This window comes from Rhodothermaceae bacterium, assembly GCA_009838195.1.
GTDB lineage: Bacteria > Bacteroidota > Rhodothermia > Rhodothermales > Bin80 > Bin80.
The window spans coordinates 1-17,146 of the sequence record VXSC01000047.1 but is presented as its reverse complement, the minus strand read 5'-3'; the positions used below and the strand labels follow the sequence as shown (position 1 = coordinate 17,146).

Below are 17,146 nucleotides of genomic sequence, written 5' to 3'. Positions count from 1 at the left end.
TATATTATATGTGTAGAAAGAAATAACCTAAATATCTCTAATCATTCCGGCATCAGCCTATGAGTAAAGCACAAAAAATGATTGCAATCTCATCAATCATCATTTGCTGCCCGATGCATAAAGATGCAAGGATTTTTCATTACTACATCCTCAAGATCTGGACGATCCAGATCGGCAAGTGGGATCTCGAACTCCATTTTGCCTATAACCAGACCACAACCCCCATTTATATCCTTTATGGCAAGAGTCCGTCTTCACAGCTCTGGCCTTCACTCTGAATACAAAGCTAACTGAAATCCATGACCCAACTACGCCTTGCAAGCTTGTCTCACGATATGAAAACCCCTCTGAACGCGATCGCACTCTATAATGACCGATTGCGCATGATGAAACCAGATGACCCTGAACGTCACGCCTGTCACGCGGTCATCGCAGATCAAATTGATCGTCTCGTTCAAATTGCACGTAGTGTGCTCGAAAATCATGCAGCTTCCGAAAGGTGCAGTGAAGTAGATATCGTAGCCTTACTCAGAGACACAGCATCCATATACCAGGAGCTGCATCCAGGTTATACATTTCGGTTGCACGCAAAAACAGAGTTGCCTTCCATTTGGGGAGATGGGCCTGCCCTGGGACGCGTACTCACTAATCTGCTTGATAACGCAGTCAACTATAGCGAACCTACCCAAATTGTGATCGCTGCAGAGCTGCAATCCAGTGGAATGCAACTCAGAGTGCGAGACCGTGGATATGGGATCCCGTCAAAATATCTGCCCCATATTTTCAAGCCTCATTTTCGAGGAGATTCCACCGTCCCCGGCAATGGTATGGGGCTCTCGATTGCCCAGGAAATTGTTCATGCACATGGTGGACGGATTGAAGTGGCCAGTACGGTGGGGGTTGGAACGGTCATCCGCATCATTCTTCCACAAAACATCTTTTTTGACTCAAAATGATCTATACAGCAGCCCCAGAGCCGTTTTCCAAAGTGTTGATCGCTGAAGACGATGACGCGACTGCCAGAGCAATCAAGCGGGTCTTTGAGAAGGAAGGAGCACAAGTCACCATCACAGCCAATGGTTACGATGCCGCAACCTTCATACAATCCGAAGACTCCCTTGATGTGGCCATTCTGGATGTAACCATGCCGGGTATGGATGGCATCACACTCGTACGGCGAGTACGGAAGTTTGGCTGTCACACCCCTGTCATTATGGTTTCAGGGAGCGATTCCGTGGGGGACCGCGTACGCGGCCTGGAAGCAGGTGCAGATGACTACATGGGGAAACCCTTTAATGCGCATGAGTTAATGACCCGGGCGAAAGCGATTTGTCGGCGTGTGCGCTACGGCGGAAATCAACCCGGGCGGGTCCAGGTGGGCGGTACCCTCTGCAATTTTGAGACCCGTACCGCGCAAAAAGATGGCCAGCCCGTGCATTTGACACCGATGGAGTGGAAAGTTCTGCGTCACTTGGCATTTCGGAACGGGCGTGCGGTTTCAAGAGCCGAATTCAACGTTTGGGTCCTGAAGGTCCCACATGACCTGCAGACGCGGACCATTGATCGTCATGCGTATGCGCTCCGATGCAAACTGGACGAAAATCCTCTTGAGCCCAGGCATATCCTCAAGGTACAGGGGGTTGGATATCGACTTGGAGATTTTAAGATTGTGGATTGAATGCGGTGCCGCATTCTGCCCACGCTCCAGTTTATAGGTGTTCTCGCAATCTGTGGTTTTTTCCTGATTGTGGTTGCGATTCAATCCTTACCTATCGGCAGGATGAGCTTGCCTCTTTTTGTTAATACATCGGCTTCATTGCCCTTTGGCTTGTACCGTATAACGAAAGTAGCAAGTCTTGAACGTGGCGATGTACTCCGTACATGTCTTCCCGACACGCTGAGTCAATTTGCCGTTCAGCGCGGATACCTGCGCCAGGGCACTTGTCCTGGTGGCTCGACTCGAATCGGAAAGCCAGTCATTGCCTTGCAGGGAGATACCGTGGTGGTTTCTGACCGGTATATCCAAGTAAAGGGGTATCGGGGTTTTGAAATCCCCATTTACCAACACGACCGAAGAGGAAGGCGACTGCCAAATGCCATAGGAATCCATGTGCTGTCCCCCGGTACATGCTTTCTGCTCAGCACACACAGTGTGCTCAGTTATGACAGCAGATATTATGGCCCTGTTCCCTGCGGGTCTCCACCGCACTATGTTTTGACCGGTCATGGATTCAGAACGCCTTAGTGCTTTGATCCGTCAGTACCTCGGTGCTCAGGTCCTTAAACTTCTCCAAGACCCAAATATTGAAGAGGTCTACATCAATCCAGATCTGCTGGTGCGCGCAATCATGTCTTCCGGGCAAAGAATTGCTACCTCTGTAACACTACTGCCCCAGAGCGCGGAGGCTTTCCTTCGCGCTATTTCCACAATCACTTTAAATCGTTTTGATCGTGATTACCCTTCTTTAGCAGCCGCGGTCTCGCAAACCGATCTTGGGAAATGCAGGATCCAGGGATTTATCCCCCCGCTGACCTCGGGCCCCGCCTTCAATATCCGGAAACCATGCCGACAAATTCCTACACTGCACGACTATGTAAAGAGTGCAATGCTAACGCCAAATGAGTATTCAGTATTAATATCTGCCATCGAATCCCGCCAGAACATTTTAATTGCCGGTCCCACCGGCAGCGGAAAAACTACACTCTGCAATGCGATCTTGAAGGCCATTGTTGATGCTTTCCCGGAGGAGCGACTGGTCATTCTTGAGGATACATCTGAGCTCGCTGTTCAGGCAACTGACTCACTCCAACTCCAGACCACGCCCCAGATTGGGATGACGGAGCTGGTAAAATTCAGTCTGCGTGTCACCCCCAATCGGATTATTGTTGGTGAAGTACGCGATAGATCAGCGAAAGACCTATTGGATGCATGGATCACTGGTCATCCTGGCGGATGTGCTACAATTCACGGCGAAGATGCCGATAAGGCTTTGGAGCGCTTAAGTGATCTTGCTCGTGAGGGGGCACGCGGCATTGATCAGAGGCATCTCGTACTTCGTGCAGTGAATATTGTCGTCGTGATTTCTGGCTTTGGAAAGGCGCGTCGTGTTCGTCAGATCGTAAAGGTCACAGGCCGGACCTCAAGCGGATTTACTGTTCAGCAGATGGGTTGAACACATCATCCCTCTGCGATCAATTTTTTATTGCCAGGAGTTTTTGTTTCCCCGTCGCTACGACCCTTTGCAGGATCAGGATCTACTTGTCCATCCATGGGGGAGGGCGGGCTTACCATAATTGTCCGAATAATCTGAGGAGATGGAAATAACACCGTAGCGTTCTTCATTGCATCAGCAAGGTTGCCATACATTGCCGATGAATCCATCCGGGCGATGTCTGCTGCTGCATCTTCATGGTAATAGAAGCTGGCATCAGCATTATTGCTATTGAAAGTCATTACAATTTCCTCCAGCCTTCAAACGTTCGTTCGTCTTTAACCCCCTCGTGTAATCCGCTGTTCGTTTGCACTTGGACACGCATAAGGGTCCCCTCCGATACAAAACCATAGCAATCACCAACTGTTCCTTCCACTAATGCGCGGGGAATAGTATACGGGGTAGGGTGATTCGGTTTGACACCAGCTATAAGAGCTTGTGCGTTGTAAGGTTCAAGCAGTTTAAGTTCCTTATTGTAGTCCAAGTGAATTTCTCTCAATTGCCTGTAAAGTGTATCAGACGGCTTCTCAATGTTTAGTCCCAGCTCGGCAGCTTCTCGTCGATTAATCGTATAGTCGTGACTCCCCGAATCGGCACAAAGAAAATCAATGATCGATTTTATTTTATTCTGATCACCGATTTGCCGTGACAGCAATTTCTCGGCTAAGAATCGAATTTGTGCTTGTGATCTAAATATTTCGCCGAGAACCAAAGGGTGAATATGACTCGTCAAATCTAGGAGAACCGAAGTAAGTGACTGCTCTCCTTTGATTTTTAATTCGTCGCGGGCGGCATCAAGATAGCCTCGAACGCTTTCCACGCTGACTGGTACTTGTTTGGGTTGGCCATTGATAACTGCCTGTGGGTTAAGAGCATTGTTTACGCTTGGATCAATAGGGCCCAAGGCTGCCTGCTTTGTCATGACCACCCGGTCCGCACCGATAGAAATAAGTGTGCCAGCACTAAGGGCTTTTAATGGGATTAGGACTTCAAGCTCTTCGCAAAACATACGTACAAGGTTCACCAGACGCCATGCCACAAGTGTATGTCCTCCATTGGTATGAAGAATCAAGGATATACGATCAGTAGGTCCTATCTTTTCGAGGAGATCAACGAATGGATCTATACAATCTGGAGCAATCTGAGTCTCCATACCTTGGCGGTCGCTTGTTATAAATGACAATACCTTGGTTTTCCGGTCTTTTTCAATGCTATGATAGATTTTTGTACGCTCTAAATGTCCCATAAGAATCTCTACTTTTTAACTTCTATATTGCTAAAACATGGCTCACTTGAGCCTCGGTAGCGGGCTGTCCCTCGTTATAAATAATAAGTTTATGTACCCAAAGCCAAGTACCCAATAATCATGTAATTGTTCCATGAAATAAGGATAATTTCAATTGTCTGTTTATTGAGCAATTGCTCACTTGGGTCAACGCTACAGAAGGGGTCCTGAATTTCAGGCTACTCCACCATAACGACCCCACCCATACTCAACTCAATTCGCGCAAGGGGAGGCCAAGAAGTTCCGCGGCCGTTGACAGGAATTATCTCTTTGGCAAGCACATGGAATGTGAGTTATTGACCAATAAACGGATTTGGCTGTGCACGGGATGCGGTCAATGGATCTTTGTAGTAGACGAACTTATCTGCCGCTACGGGCTGGTACGGACGTACAAATAGCAGTTGGCGGGCAGGGTGGAGTCTTCGCAGTTCATCAGGTTTCAACAACGGGCGACTCCCCTCCTCATAGCCCGCTCGCATCCGCCCGAATTGATGCTTGTCTCCCTTATTCAGCCTACGCTGCCAGATCGACATTTCTCCAAGAAGCTGCGCAATCTTCTGGCTTGTGAATGGATCCTGAATCGCAAATGCTTGAATTACGTCACAGTTGGCCAAAAAGCTTTCCCATTCACTGTGATACTCCCGCCTGAGTTGTGCCAGATCCTGTAGGATCAGCCACATCGTCAGGCCGTAACCACCTCCCAAGGACACGGCCTCCTTGATATTCCGCATATATCCGAGGTTGGCAAATTCGTCCAGGAGAAAGACCACCCGCTGCTCTGGACGAGATTTTTTTGTAGCACCGTGGGTGCACGCATAGTAACAACTGCTAATCATAAGGCGGAGCCACGGAGCAAATGTACTCAGATATTCCCGGGGGAGAATGATATATCCCGTCATTTTTCCACGCCGCAAATCTTCCAGGTCGCAGCTCGTACTCGTAAGTACATGCTGCATTCGGGGGCTGCTCAAGAAATGGGTATGGCTTTGCGCGGTGGAAAAGACACCGCTACGCTCACGATCGGCCTTCTGCTCGATCCGGCAGGCCCCTTCCTTCACCTGGGGCAGGTCACTTTCCTTCATTGTCCTCAATGTCTGATCCATCTCCTCACTGTCCTGTGTCAAAAGACTGCGTACTTTGATCAGATGCCGTTCATCTTTGAATTCGTCCCTTTCTGCCACATAAAGAATGAAGCTCAGCAGTAACCCTTTTGCTTCCATTCTCCAGTGAGATTCTTCGGTCTGACGGCCCCGGCCGATCATCATATCAGCAAGCATCATTGCCGTTTCCACATAATCTTCTCCATCAAGGTCAATAAAATCCATCGGGTTCAGTGATGCCACTTTGGTATTACACGTTTCGACAAGCCCGAAGGGATCCAATGCCACGATTTTCTGTCCCAGACAATCCCGCCGCCAAGCGGCGGTTACTGCATAGTTTTCTCCCTTTGGATCCGTGACCAGCATGCTGCCTTCGTAATTCAGAAGGTTGGGTATGACAGTTCCGACTCCTTTTCCGCTGCGTGTTGCTGCCACCGTAAGCAGATGTCCATCTCCATCATATCGCAGATAGTCTACTCCCTTCTTTCCGAGAAGCAGCCCTTTGGTAGGTTTTTTCAATGCATGTGCATTTCCCCACTGCGTGGAGCCTTTGGCTAATGAAAGCTGCTCAGCCGTCCGTGTCATGATTCCCCGGACTACGAGCATTCCCATCAACCCGCCGACCCCAAGTGCTCCGATGACAACTCCCATCAATTCTGGTCTACCTAGAGCATTCACAATTGCCAGGAATACATGATGGGGGCTAAATAATGGCACGATACTCATCAGACAGAGTGCGGCAATGAGCGGAAAGAGGGGCGCGCGCATTGAGGGTTTGAGCAGCCATGGCGCTGTCACTGCTGCCGCACTCAAAAGGATCACCCGTGTAAGCTCATAGGGAAGGAGAGGGGCGGCAGCAGGTGGTCCCCAAATGAGTGTCATGACAGTAAGTGCAACCTGGCAACTCACAAGAGGAAAGAGAACCAGGAGCGTGAACACACTTCGAATCCCCAGAGAGCGAGGAGCAGTCCAGCCGTAGAGTCGTTCCTGTGCGGTCCTATTCAACGTACGGTCCCGAAAATGCCATATCTCTGGACACGTACACCAGAAACTGATACCCTGGACGGAGGATGAGTGTCGGCTGCCGACGGCTGCCACGATCCAGTTGACCGGATGCGGTGCGAGACAATTCCAATGCCAGCGAGCCGCCCACCAGACTGCCAGCCGTTGTGGCGGTGGCGATAGAGGTGGCACTCCCGATCAGTGCTAACATCGCTGCACTACCAAACCGTTGGGCTCGATGACGTTTTACCTTGTCCTGTAACCCTCCCTCACCACTTTGGTCAAGTGCAGGAAGCCCCGGCAAGTCTCTGGCCTCTCCATTCGGGAAGACCATTCGATTCCATACAATGAGCGCCCGTGGCTCTTCTCCTGCAAGCGTTCCTTCCATTGCACCGATGAGTTGTGTGCCGGCTGGAATCAGCACCTGCTCCAGCCGTTTGGAGTCCCGGACTGGCCGCACAACTCGTGCACGAACCGGGCCGGGTCGGCCCGTATGTATGCCTGTTTCAAGAGCGGCGGTTATCACGCTACCTTCCAGAAGGATCAGGTTTTCCTCTTCTTCTGTGACGATGGAAGGCTCTTGGGTACTGTCTGGATTCACTATACTCGAAACATGTAGAACTCCACGGGACTGGCGCGCCTGATCATAGGTGGATTTTCGCTCGTCTGAGCGCTCCGGGCGTGTTGATGTGGAGGGCTCCCAGGGGCTGGGTATCGGAGTACGCGGTTCGACTGGTGCCAATGTGAGTACATCTACGGCGGGTGCTGGGGCCAACTCGTACTCGGTGTTGGATTCTGCTGGTTGACGGCGGCTACTGAAAAACAATACAAGTAATACTCCTGCCAGACTCAGCGCTAGGGCTAGGATATTTCGTTTAGATAATCGTGTAACAGAAACCGGATCAACAAATTCGGCTCCTTCATTTTCAGATTCGTTCAGGTTACCGATCATTTTTCTCTGTAGAGGTGCAGGGCGCGCTGCGTATGCCGTTTCCTTCGGAAGAGGCCCTTGCGTGCAATCCCGCCAGTAATCAGCCGTGCCTGCTCAAAAAGTCCATCCACAATGAAATACCCATCACGTACGACATAATCAGCGACGCGCTCATTGCCACGTGTTCCAATGCTTAGGAGCGGCTGATCTTCTGAGTAGGCATGGGATGGAATCCGTATATAAACGCGCTCGCCATCATCAAATACTGCCGAGGGAACCCATGGGAATCCTTTTTCTGCCCGCCAAGTGTAGTGGTGATTCAATTTCTTCAGTGAAAGGCCATTGGGCGGATTTGCCCGCTCGCGTACAGGCATAGATGCGAATTTGGGTTCAGCAGGATAGTAAAATCGGATGTGCCGCGTGTATTGATGTTGGGGATTATACTCGTTCCTATTCGTGGTATATGGTGGGCTGTCAAGGGTGATATGGTACACCCGGCGATCCGTGGAAATAATGAGGTTCGTCGTGATATTGTGGTCAATTGGCTTGACCGAGACGATTGCCGTTTCTGCTCCCGCCCCCGTAGCAGTATGATCAATCAACCACCGCTGGTCATCTCCGGCAATCAGACTGATCAGGGTCTCTCCCGCTTGAAGTTCGACAATGCATGCGCGGAGCACTGTACAGGTTAGGACGGGCTGATAGATCCCATACGGATAAATCAACACATCGGACTGCCGGAGCACATCTGCCCGTCCTCCAGTATTGAAACTGGAGATCTGTTGATCGATGGCTGGCTGAACGGGCCCAGATATATTTACGATACGCTCTGGAGCTGGCTGCTGCGCCTGAGCCGAGCTGCTGATGAACAGGAAAACTGCAAGGAATGTACTCTGCTGCACGTTATTCGCCTTTGTAAGATGATGAGGTCATACGTAGCTGTACACCAGATGCCCCGGATCGATTGCTACGAGGTAGGCAAGATCACTCGCTGGCGATTCTTTCGATCAGGGCAAGTTCGGAGTCGGACAATGTCGACGAGGCTGCCATGATCTTATTTCCCAGTGCACATGCATCATGGGTGTACTGAACTCTGGGCTGTAGCAGTGCAAACAGGAGCACGCCCAGAACAATCCCCCACAACATCGTCCCCGCTTTTTTCCAAGGCTCCTGTTGGACATGCAGAAGCATCTTCATTTGACGGACACAGGTTTGCAGGTCCATTTGATTTCCTTTGAGTGCCTCAAGAACCGGTGCCAACTCCTTGCGGATATGATCCGTTGAGACTTTCTGTGCTCGGTCTCGGAGACTACGGGGTTTAGAGTCCAAGATCCCCTCGTTGTCTTTCGTCATTTGCCAGCACTTTCAATGACTGGTAGATTGCTTGGCCTAGTTTGGCCTTGAGTCCAGGTGCTTTCTTGTCCAACTGTATGAATTCACGGGCGATAGATTGTCTACCGATTGCGGTTAGGTCCGTAATCTTCACTCGCTTGAGTTTCTGGACCTGTTGACCTAGCGAGATATCCTCGGCGCTGCGCCAGGATTCACCAAAGCGTGCTTCCAGTTTACGTAGAGAGGCGTTCTTGGCAACGCTGCTGCATTTTGCGTATTCATGACCATCGGTTACCACCAGGCCGCTTCCTCTGGGTAATAGCCGGAGTCCGTGTTGATCAAGCCGTGCGTGTAAATTCTCCCAACTGCTCGCTGCATCAAAGTCTGTCTCTGCAGCATCACGCACGAGCACCTGAAACGGCACCTCTCCTCTTGACTGGGTCGCTTTGTGAGCATGTTTGGAAAGCGATTCACGCCGATCCGGGGGAACTTGTCCTGGAAGTTGATAACGATGCCCTGGAGTTTCGCGGAAGTTCATTTCTCGCTCCACTTTTCGCAGTGTTTCCTCTATGTCCCTGTAAAAGAAACCCAACGTGCGAGTCCGCCGAGTGATTGGGTGAACACGATTCGCTATCGCATGCACATGCGCATAGTGTTCATCCCCATGCGCAACAAGCATAGCCTGATGCTCCTGAAGGTTGAGCTTTGCAAGTACCCGGTCGGACACTTCCGCCATTTGACTTCTGGTCGGATCATCATCCGGTGCCCAGGAGATGGACATGTGCAGAACCGGGCGTCTGACACGGGGGTCTGCTGTTGCAATCAGATTCATTTCTCGGGCGGCGGCCTGAAGATTTTCATCAGAGATCACATTACGCCCTTCAATCCATGCAACCCGGACACGATCCTCGCGATGGGATTTAGGTGACTCCAGATAGCGGGCAACCGCATGAAAGTTTTGTGATAGTCGACTCGCACAAATCATCGAAATATCCTAATCTGTGTCCCGCCCCGAAGTTGTACGCTGAATGAGTTGTTTCAGCTGTTCCAGAATCCTTTGGAATTCTGTGTCGTCACTATCACCGGATTGCAATTTTCGAAGCTGGAGTGCAACCGATACCCATTCGCGGGCCAGGATCTCTTCGACAGTTCGTTTGGAGTTCGTAATGAAACCCCGTAAGAAAGCCGATAAATTCATACCCATACTTTGTGCCCGGCGCTCTAGCACCTGCCTCTGTTGTAGTGTTAGACGAGTACTAACAGTAACCTTAATTGCTGGCTCTTTTTTGTCCACGACCGGGGGTTGGATAGTTTCTTGTACGTACGCACAAGGATGGCAAACCAAGCCATTAAAATGTTACTCTTTGAACAAAGCAGACGGAGAGGGGGGAGTTGATGGAAGACACATCTTGTAGGTCACTTTCGCTATCTTGCAAAAGCCTACCGCCCTCAGCTTGTCTCAACTAGAGCGTGCTCACTTCTGTCAGTGCGTAGTCCATGATGTAGATGCCAAGTGGATTATTGTCCAGCGTTTCTTCATCTTCTGGAGATTTAACTCGAACCTGAAAATGCCCTTCGTATGCCGATACGCGCTCCTCATGCCCAACCCGGAGGAGTTCTCGCCAGGATACCCGGTACAAGATCCCTTCGCCGGGTACCTTTAGGACGCTGGTGATTTCGGTCACATAACGGGTGTCCCCACGCTCAAGCATACGTTCCAGGTTTTCCCGATCACGATCTAGGTCCGTTACCAGTGTCTTTGCAGCGCGGCCATGCACATGCGTACGTGCATCCTGTAGGCGTACATTCAACAGACGGGCATCGGTAGGAACCGTTCGCAGGTTATGTACAAATCTGCGCAGCGTGGAGGTGATTGCTCGCTCTGGCACATCGCGCACCGATAGTTCGCCCACTGCGCGCATCTCACCCAGAGCATCCAGTTCCACCACATACGGGACCACCTTCTGCTGTGAAGCCAAATGGATATATCCCGCAGTGAGTACGAGATTCAGCAGCAGTGCAAGAAAGGCTACGGACTGCCAGGAGCGTCTGCCTCGGGCGAGATCGCCAAAGAGCCGCTCGAATGCATATCTCCCCTCCAGATACGGGTGGCCTTCCTTCACCATGATTACAGGTTCCCCAGTGCACGCTTGAAATTGATCGTCAGGCCATTACTCAACTGTGTTGCAATCCGTCCAGGCATATGAAGCCCCAAGCCAGCCAACAAGATAGCCACTGCCGTCATAGACCATAGAAACCCCAGCCGGGAAGACACCGCGCCCACAACACCGCCAGGATTTTGGGAGAACAGCTGCTCGAAAGCCGTCAGCCACAGATTATCATATGACTGCAGGAGTGCCACCATATCATCCCCGATTGAGGCGGCAATCCCCGCGATTAGGATAATGAAAAACAGCTTGACTCCGATATAGACCACATACTTCAGGTATCCTTCGCCGAGAGGAGCCGTTCCGCGAAATGCCATAAAACCGACAAAGAAGAGTCCACCCGTGACAACCACATAGCTCTCAATCATCGTCACAAGTAGATGTGCTGCAAGTGCAACAAAGCACAGCAGCATGATAAGTGCCGGAATCACGGCCAGAGAGGTCACAAGATCAGAGGTCAACCCTACGGATTGCATAACACTGAGCAACATGCTTAGTCCAACATTTAAGAGATGGGTAGGGGATAGGTGCGAGACATCGCTGCCACCGATATAGACTGCGGTTTCCCCGAACCCCTGTGCGATCATGGGCAACCATCTGTGGTAGGTGGATAAGAGCCCGAGTACGAAGGCCAATAGGCCAATCTTGAGCGCAAACTGGCTGATGAGATCTCCCCCCTGTTTTCCACGCCCGGCCCAAACCATATAGCCGGTTACCACAATCTCCAGGAGTGCCAAACTGAGAAAGAGTGTCTGTGCTGCATCCAGCGCACGGGTCAGCCAAGCCTCTGTGGTCAGTCGAAAAACTTCCTGTGCACAATCGAAAAACATCGTGGGTGCACAGTTCTGTATGGCTTGTTGTGCTTGCATGCAGTTGGATCACTGGGGTAGGGGGCCCGTACTGGGGTATTTCGGTGCCTGTTATGGAGTTTCGGGCATTTTCAAGAAGCGCTTCACATCATAACGGGTAGGATCTCCCAACCATTCAGCACTTCCCACGAACGCATCATAGCGCATGCGTTCCTGTGCTTTTTGACTGACCGCTTCAGCAGCGCGGACCGCCTCCAGATTCACCAGTGTCATAAATGCCTGTCGGGTGAGCAATAGTTCGCGGGCATGTACAACCTGAAGGTTTGCCTGTACATCACGCATCTCTTGGGGCTCCTTGGCATGAATGATTTCCTGTTTCAGGCGCTCCAGCTCTTCGTGTGCTTGATCGACAGAGTGATTATGAACCTGTAGAGATGCTAGCGTCCCATGGAGTGTCGACATCGTTTGCTCATGCGCAGCCTTTTGGGCTGCCAACGGATCCGGCGGATTCTGATACATCAGAAAGGTCCTCCGAAATTTTTCCGGGTTCTCCCAGGTCATGCCATGAGCCGTCTCATGTGCCTGTCGGATCTTCCGAACATACGTCCCGAGTCCCTCCATCGGAATGAGGCCGCGTTTCGACAGAGCGCGCTCGTACCTGTGCAAGTGTACTTTGGTGTTCTGTTTGATTTCTGTGGACAGTGCGACCTCTTTTAAGAGCAAGTCTACCTGTTGGCGAAGCTCGGCAACGGTTGCGATGGTTTCTGCTAGGACGGCTACATCAACGACAGGGAGTTGCGCCCGGCTTCCGGTCGCATTCCCAATCAGCAGGATCAATAACAGTAAGCGTTTCATGAGTACTTGATATGGTGAAAGAAATCGTGTCCGTGATCGTGAATGGCTTCCTGAATGTGGGCACGGGAGTCTTCCGCGCTCATGCCGGGTAGCGGCATCAGCAATGTGCGTGCGATCGCCCCAAGATTCAGTTCAAAGAGCCGGCTTCCCGCTGGACTCTTATAGAAATACTCTCGCTTTGGTTTTGCGGAGGAAACCATGTGGATTGCACGTGGGCTTAGATCCAATGCCCGGTACATAGCTGCCCCTTCTCCGGTCCGTGCCTCTGGGTTGGGGAGAATAATTTTAGTTGGGCATGACTCCGTAATCAGGGCTGCATTCGGGAGGGCAGCAATCTGAGACGGTGAATGGGCGACCAGAAGGACGGCTGCGTTATGTTTTCTGAGTGTCAGAAGCCAGGCCTTGATTCGCTCTGCAAAACGGGACCGTAAAAGAGCTGCCCAGGCCTCCTCAATCACAATCAGTGTTGGGGACCCGTCCAATGTGCGCTCAATGGATCGAAACAGTGCCAGAAGCAGGGGAACCACAACGGCATCCCCCTGGTCCAGTACTGGACCCAGTTCATAGACCTGCATACGTGCGGACGCTTCCGCTCCTTTATCCCCATCAAAGAGTCGACCATAGGGTCTGTCTGCAGTATACCGCACTATCGTGCTTTGCAACGGCTGCGGCGACAGAAGATGAAATGCGGACAGGGTTCGATGTTCTGGTGGCGATTGACAAAGGAGATTGAGTGTATCTGCAAGTGCTAAGCGCCCATCTGCATTTGGCAACTCGTTTGCAAGGTCATAGATTGTCTCCAGCCAGGTTAATGCCCATAACCTCTCGCCTTCTTCGTGAATATGGCGAAGGGGCTGCAATGGATTTGTAGTTCCAAATGAAAAGTGAGTCCCATCTGCAGCCATGCAGGGGATCTGATGAGATCGTCCTATATCAAAGACATGGACACTGCTCTTTGGATAACGTAAAAAATTGAGTGCCAGCCATCCAACGAGCACACTCTTGCCAGCACCAGTTGCTCCAATGACGAGCGTGTGCCCTACATCTCCTTGGTACAGATTCACCATAAATGGTATGCTGCCCGGCGTTCGCGCACAGGCCAGTGCTGGGCTACCATCCGGGAACATGGGATTGGGGCAGGTTGAACTTCCTTTCCACGGTGCGGAGACCGGGAATAAATGTGCAATATTGCGACTGGATAAAAGGGGACGACGGAGATTGGCATAACCATGGCCGGGAAGCGATCCAATGAAGGCATCAGTTGCGTTGATTGATTCCAAAGCGCACGTATATCCCTGGTCCCGTAAAGCCTGTAAAAGCGTCTGACTGCGTGTCAGGCCACGTTGCATCTGCGGGTCACGCAGGATGAAGGTGTTCGTGAAGTATCCAAACCGGACACGGCCACTGGCAGATTCTGCATATGCGGAGGCAGTTTCGTGTTGCATGGCCACGGCATCCTGATCTTCAAACCCATCTTCCTCGGGCGCGATCAGTTTTCGCAATCCCCGTCGTTGATGGAACCAGCTGGTTTGCAGTCGCTTGATGCGACGCCCGGCTGTATGCCGATCTATGCCGATGAATCGCATGTGCCAGCGACCCTCGCCCTCAGTATGATGAAAGAATGCCCCGTCCCCGACCTGAGTCTGAATTCCGAGTGAGGCAATCGTAACCACAAAAAGATGCTGCCCTCCGATTACCGGGTAAAATCCCGTCTGAAAATCATCAGAGGCAAGCGTGTGACTGAGATAACTGTTCGGAAGAGAGGCCACTTGCTCATTCTGACCGGTGAGTGCACAGTGACATTCGGTTAAGAGGGTACTGCTGCTTAGTTGAGTCACTTGAAACCGCCCGGCCAGCAGTGCCCGAACTTCACTTAAGGTGCGGTTGAATCCAGACAGGGTCTGTGCATAGTCAAATTCCTTTTGAGCTCCTTGAATCATAGGGATTTCCCATCGTGACCAAAGCTCGCGGGGTGGGGTGTAGGTAAAAAGGACGGTACGCCTGAGGCTATAGTGACTTCCGGTCTCCTGATATTGCCTTTGCCTTTCATTCTCCATGGCTTGCAGGGAGGCGGTGGGGAAGTCATGATTCCCCCGGATCGGATACTCGGTACTATGTCTACGATGCACATTGACTTCAATCCCATATCCTTCTCCCGGCAGCATCAGCATATCATGAACGGTATCAGTTACGCTGTTTGCTTCTGCTGCACTGGTCGTTTCCAGATCGGGAGGATCAAGTTCAAATCCGCTCACAAACGATCCGTCTTTCATTAGGATGACCCCTTCGTCGATCAGGAATGCCCAGCCCAAAAGGTCCCCAAGTCCCTCGGCTGGTCTTTTCAGGTGCTGTAGCCGATTGATCGCCCAAATTGTCCCGGCACCCGTGGCTGTGCCGATTCCAAATGTCAGTGGATCCATCAACGCGTTCGTGCTAAACGATCACGCCAGTGACGCGTGACCTCTTTTTCCTGCCTCAGATAGCGTGGGGTATATCTCAGAGCCCGCGGCAGCACAACCATGAAGAATGGGTCTTTTTCGAATACCCTCCGAAGCAGCGGCAGCAGGGCAAAATATGCCAAGCCGCATCCCGCCAGGACTTTTGGGTCCAGGCGTGAAGCAATCCCCATCGTGATCATGATCAGCGCCAATAACAGGAATGCATCCTGTGGTAATCCACCCATGGTGGGGCGACGCTGGAGGGATGTATGCACGGGGGCCGTCTCTAATGCGTCACGGATGTTCTCCATTAGATGACAGCGCCCTGGAAGGAAAAGAACTCACTGATCTGGACGGCTCCAAAGATGATTACGGCCCCCATCACGGTCCGGCCGAGGATTTCGCCGGCACGGCTGGAGCGGGTTACCCACCAGGCGAGACCGCCCAGAACAATGATCAAGAGGAACGCAGCCGTGGCCAAGTCACCAGTGAGCAACCCAACGATCTTGGATACAGTGGAGGTTGCAACCCTGACACCTCCGACACCGCTGGCATCGGCAAGGACGGGAAGCAGGACCATGACAGACCCGATCACAACTGCAGAGGACAGGAATCGTATTCGATGAAGTAGCATTTGCGTGTAGATGGATGTTTTCCTGTGGTACACGCAACTGCGGCATTTAGAAGCGCACTCTCTGTTACAGTTTGAGAAAAATGTAAGGTGGGGTTAAAATCTCCTGACTCGTGAGCTTCTGGCGTAGATCTAATTAATGGAAGCCCCTGAAGATTAGGCACACACAATGTGATTTGTTCTGTTCCCACCCGATCTTTCCGGCTGACCAAATGATACGGAACAATCTGCCCTTTTCCAAAGCTCGCGAAGGGCTGTACTGACAGAGATTAATCCCAGTGATACCCTCGGAAAACTCCCCTAAACCAAAAGCGCCCCGATACTTTTCAGTACCGGGGCGCCTTGTTGAAGCTCGAGTAGCTAAGCTACTCAGTCTGCCTTACTTCACCAGTGTCATGCGACCTGTCTTCACATACCTGCTCTCTGCACCAGTTGCAATCATCCGGTACAGGTAGGTCCCTGAGGCAAGATTCACCGCGTTGAGCTCAATGCTCCGGTTTGCTCCTGCTTCAAATTCCTTCGCCGGCAGTGTCATCACTTCCCGACCCAGCATGTCCACAATCTGCAGACTCACCTGTGCCGTCTCCGGCAGGTCAAACTGGATCCGGGTCGACGGATTGAACGGGTTCGGATAGTTTCCGTGCAGCGTGAACTCCGTCGGAAGTTCTTCCGTGTCGATGACATCGGTCACGACAAAGCTCGAAACCCGATCGCCATTCACATCTACACCGTAGACCTCCAGTGCAGCCGCCAAATTCGACAGGTTCAAGATCACAGCCTCGCCCTGGCGTCCTGACAGATCCAACTGGAACACCGCAATCTCCATGTTGTCCGCTCCGGTCACTTGGAGATTGACAAAGTCTGGATCAAACTGGAGATACTTCGTGGTCCCGTCAAACGCAAGCTGCCTAGCGACGATCCGCTCCAAGTCGTTATTGCTGTAGGGATCCAGCAAATTGACATTCACCGCCGGTGCATCCCCGGAGCCATGGACCAGAATCGCCTCCACCATATTGCTGGCAGTGGATGTCTTTCTGGTTTCAATCGTCTTCACAGCATTACTGACAAGCGTGCCATGAGCGATGACCGCATAACTCTTATCGGCCTGTAACGTCGGCAGTTCAACAGTAATTCCCTGCTCGGCAGGAACACCCAACGGCTGGAACCGGACCTCATGCGATCCTGCACTAACCATCGTGTACCCGGTCGCATTCTGGAAGGTCAATCCAGAAACAAGCGGCGCACCATCCAGAGATACATCCACCGGAACCGGAATCACCGCGTTGTGAATGAACTGGACTTCGGCCGACCCACCTGTGATTTCATCCCGGTGAATCGGATTCTCAAGCCCATTCGCGGCAACCCCCAGGATCGCACACGTTC

General features: G+C 51.6%; 18 protein-coding genes. 4 read left to right on the top strand and 14 right to left on the bottom strand.

All coding sequences use genetic code 11. The features are described from left to right. The first annotated feature begins 299 nt into the window (after window positions 1-299). The 4 genes from F4Y64_10575 to F4Y64_10560 are packed head-to-tail and all read left to right on the top strand — an operon-like array spanning window position 300 to window position 3,173. Window positions 300-956: a HAMP domain-containing histidine kinase gene (locus F4Y64_10575; protein ID MXX98042.1), complete on the top strand. Its 657-nt coding sequence runs from the start codon at window positions 300-302 to the stop codon at window positions 954-956. After that, window positions 953-1,678 (top strand): response regulator transcription factor, encoded by a 726-nt coding sequence (locus F4Y64_10570; GenBank protein MXX98041.1) that lies wholly within the window; start codon window positions 953-955, stop codon window positions 1,676-1,678. The genes F4Y64_10575 and F4Y64_10570 overlap by 4 nt, the downstream gene beginning before the upstream one ends. After that, window positions 1,679-2,245, top strand: a complete 567-nt coding sequence (gene traF, locus F4Y64_10565) for a conjugative transfer signal peptidase TraF (protein ID MXX98040.1) — start codon at window positions 1,679-1,681, stop codon at window positions 2,243-2,245. After that, on the top strand, window positions 2,226-3,173 hold the full coding sequence (locus F4Y64_10560) for a DEAD/DEAH box helicase (protein ID MXX98039.1): 948 nt from the start codon (window positions 2,226-2,228) through the stop codon (window positions 3,171-3,173). Before traF ends, F4Y64_10560 begins: the two co-directional genes overlap by 20 nt. Window positions 3,174-3,178: 5 nt before the next feature. On the opposite strand, the gene F4Y64_10555 is transcribed toward F4Y64_10560, so the two are convergent. From F4Y64_10555 to F4Y64_10490, 14 genes are all read right to left on the bottom strand, one after another. After that, a complete protein-coding gene (locus F4Y64_10555) occupies window positions 3,179-3,454 on the bottom strand; it encodes a hypothetical protein (protein ID MXX98038.1) in 276 nt (91 codons plus the stop codon). After that, window positions 3,454-4,458 carry a serine protease gene (locus F4Y64_10550; protein MXX98037.1) on the bottom strand — a complete coding sequence of 335 codons (1,005 nt, stop codon included), beginning with the start codon at window positions 4,456-4,458 and terminating at the stop codon, window positions 3,454-3,456. The genes F4Y64_10555 and F4Y64_10550 overlap by 1 nt, the downstream gene beginning before the upstream one ends. Window positions 4,459-4,790: 332 nt before the next feature. After that, a complete protein-coding gene (locus F4Y64_10545; GenBank protein ID MXX98036.1) occupies window positions 4,791-6,602 on the bottom strand; it encodes a type IV secretory system conjugative DNA transfer family protein in 1,812 nt (603 codons plus the stop codon). Continuing rightward, on the bottom strand, window positions 6,595-7,551 hold the full coding sequence (locus F4Y64_10540; GenBank protein ID MXX98035.1) for a TrbI/VirB10 family protein: 957 nt from the start codon (window positions 7,549-7,551) through the stop codon (window positions 6,595-6,597). The genes F4Y64_10545 and F4Y64_10540 overlap by 8 nt, the downstream gene beginning before the upstream one ends. Beyond that, entirely contained in the window at window positions 7,548-8,432 is an 885-nt protein-coding gene (locus tag F4Y64_10535; GenBank protein ID MXX98034.1) for a hypothetical protein, read from the bottom strand. The genes F4Y64_10540 and F4Y64_10535 overlap by 4 nt, the downstream gene beginning before the upstream one ends. 82 nt (window positions 8,433-8,514) lie before the next feature. After that, the gene (locus F4Y64_10530) at window positions 8,515-8,883 is read right to left on the bottom strand and encodes a hypothetical protein (protein ID MXX98033.1); all 369 of its coding nucleotides are present in this window, start codon (window positions 8,881-8,883) and stop codon (window positions 8,515-8,517) included. After that, window positions 8,849-9,847, bottom strand: a complete 999-nt coding sequence (locus F4Y64_10525) for a relaxase/mobilization nuclease domain-containing protein (protein MXX98032.1) — start codon at window positions 9,845-9,847, stop codon at window positions 8,849-8,851. The genes F4Y64_10530 and F4Y64_10525 overlap by 35 nt, the downstream gene beginning before the upstream one ends. A gap of 478 nt (window positions 9,848-10,325) precedes the next feature. Then, on the bottom strand, window positions 10,326-10,988 hold the full coding sequence (locus F4Y64_10520; protein MXX98031.1) for a type IV secretion system protein: 663 nt from the start codon (window positions 10,986-10,988) through the stop codon (window positions 10,326-10,328). A gap of 2 nt (window positions 10,989-10,990) precedes the next feature. Beyond that, window positions 10,991-11,899: a hypothetical protein gene (locus tag F4Y64_10515; GenBank protein ID MXX98030.1), complete on the bottom strand. Its 909-nt coding sequence runs from the start codon at window positions 11,897-11,899 to the stop codon at window positions 10,991-10,993. A 51-nt stretch (window positions 11,900-11,950) separates the two neighbouring features. After that, window positions 11,951-12,694, bottom strand: coding sequence for a hypothetical protein (locus F4Y64_10510; protein MXX98029.1), 744 nt, complete (start codon window positions 12,692-12,694; stop codon window positions 11,951-11,953). Next, window positions 12,691-15,114, bottom strand: a complete 2,424-nt coding sequence (locus F4Y64_10505; protein MXX98028.1) for a hypothetical protein — start codon at window positions 15,112-15,114, stop codon at window positions 12,691-12,693. The genes F4Y64_10510 and F4Y64_10505 overlap by 4 nt, the downstream gene beginning before the upstream one ends. Further along, window positions 15,114-15,443: a hypothetical protein gene (locus tag F4Y64_10500; protein MXX98027.1), complete on the bottom strand. Its 330-nt coding sequence runs from the start codon at window positions 15,441-15,443 to the stop codon at window positions 15,114-15,116. The genes F4Y64_10505 and F4Y64_10500 overlap by 1 nt, the downstream gene beginning before the upstream one ends. After that, window positions 15,443-15,766, bottom strand: coding sequence for a hypothetical protein (locus F4Y64_10495; GenBank protein ID MXX98026.1), 324 nt, complete (start codon window positions 15,764-15,766; stop codon window positions 15,443-15,445). The genes F4Y64_10500 and F4Y64_10495 overlap by 1 nt, the downstream gene beginning before the upstream one ends. Window positions 15,767-16,142: 376 nt before the next feature. Continuing rightward, window positions 16,143-17,146 (bottom strand): DUF4397 domain-containing protein (locus F4Y64_10490; protein MXX98025.1); only part of this gene is annotated, 1,004 nt, incomplete at its 5' end.

Coding starts and splice junctions, on each gene's coding strand:
- F4Y64_10575 (MXX98042.1), top strand. CDS start 300: ATGACCCAACTACGCCTTGCAAGCTTGTCTCACGATATGAAAACCCCT.
- F4Y64_10570 (MXX98041.1), top strand. CDS start 953: ATGATCTATACAGCAGCCCCAGAGCCGTTTTCCAAAGTGTTGATCGCT.
- traF (MXX98040.1), top strand. CDS start 1,679: ATGCGGTGCCGCATTCTGCCCACGCTCCAGTTTATAGGTGTTCTCGCA.
- F4Y64_10560 (MXX98039.1), top strand. CDS start 2,226: ATGGATTCAGAACGCCTTAGTGCTTTGATCCGTCAGTACCTCGGTGCT.
- F4Y64_10555 (MXX98038.1), bottom strand. CDS start 3,454: ATGACTTTCAATAGCAATAATGCTGATGCCAGCTTCTATTACCATGAA.
- F4Y64_10550 (MXX98037.1), bottom strand. CDS start 4,458: ATGGGACATTTAGAGCGTACAAAAATCTATCATAGCATTGAAAAAGAC.
- F4Y64_10540 (MXX98035.1), bottom strand. CDS start 7,551: ATGATCGGTAACCTGAACGAATCTGAAAATGAAGGAGCCGAATTTGTT.
- F4Y64_10530 (MXX98033.1), bottom strand. CDS start 8,883: ATGACGAAAGACAACGAGGGGATCTTGGACTCTAAACCCCGTAGTCTC.
- F4Y64_10525 (MXX98032.1), bottom strand. CDS start 9,847: ATGATTTGTGCGAGTCGACTATCACAAAACTTTCATGCGGTTGCCCGC.
- F4Y64_10520 (MXX98031.1), bottom strand. CDS start 10,988: ATGGTGAAGGAAGGCCACCCGTATCTGGAGGGGAGATATGCATTCGAG.
- F4Y64_10515 (MXX98030.1), bottom strand. CDS start 11,899: ATGCAAGCACAACAAGCCATACAGAACTGTGCACCCACGATGTTTTTC.
- F4Y64_10510 (MXX98029.1), bottom strand. CDS start 12,694: ATGAAACGCTTACTGTTATTGATCCTGCTGATTGGGAATGCGACCGGA.
- F4Y64_10505 (MXX98028.1), bottom strand. CDS start 15,114: ATGGATCCACTGACATTTGGAATCGGCACAGCCACGGGTGCCGGGACA.
- F4Y64_10500 (MXX98027.1), bottom strand. CDS start 15,443: ATGGAGAACATCCGTGACGCATTAGAGACGGCCCCCGTGCATACATCC.
- F4Y64_10495 (MXX98026.1), bottom strand. CDS start 15,766: ATGCTACTTCATCGAATACGATTCCTGTCCTCTGCAGTTGTGATCGGG.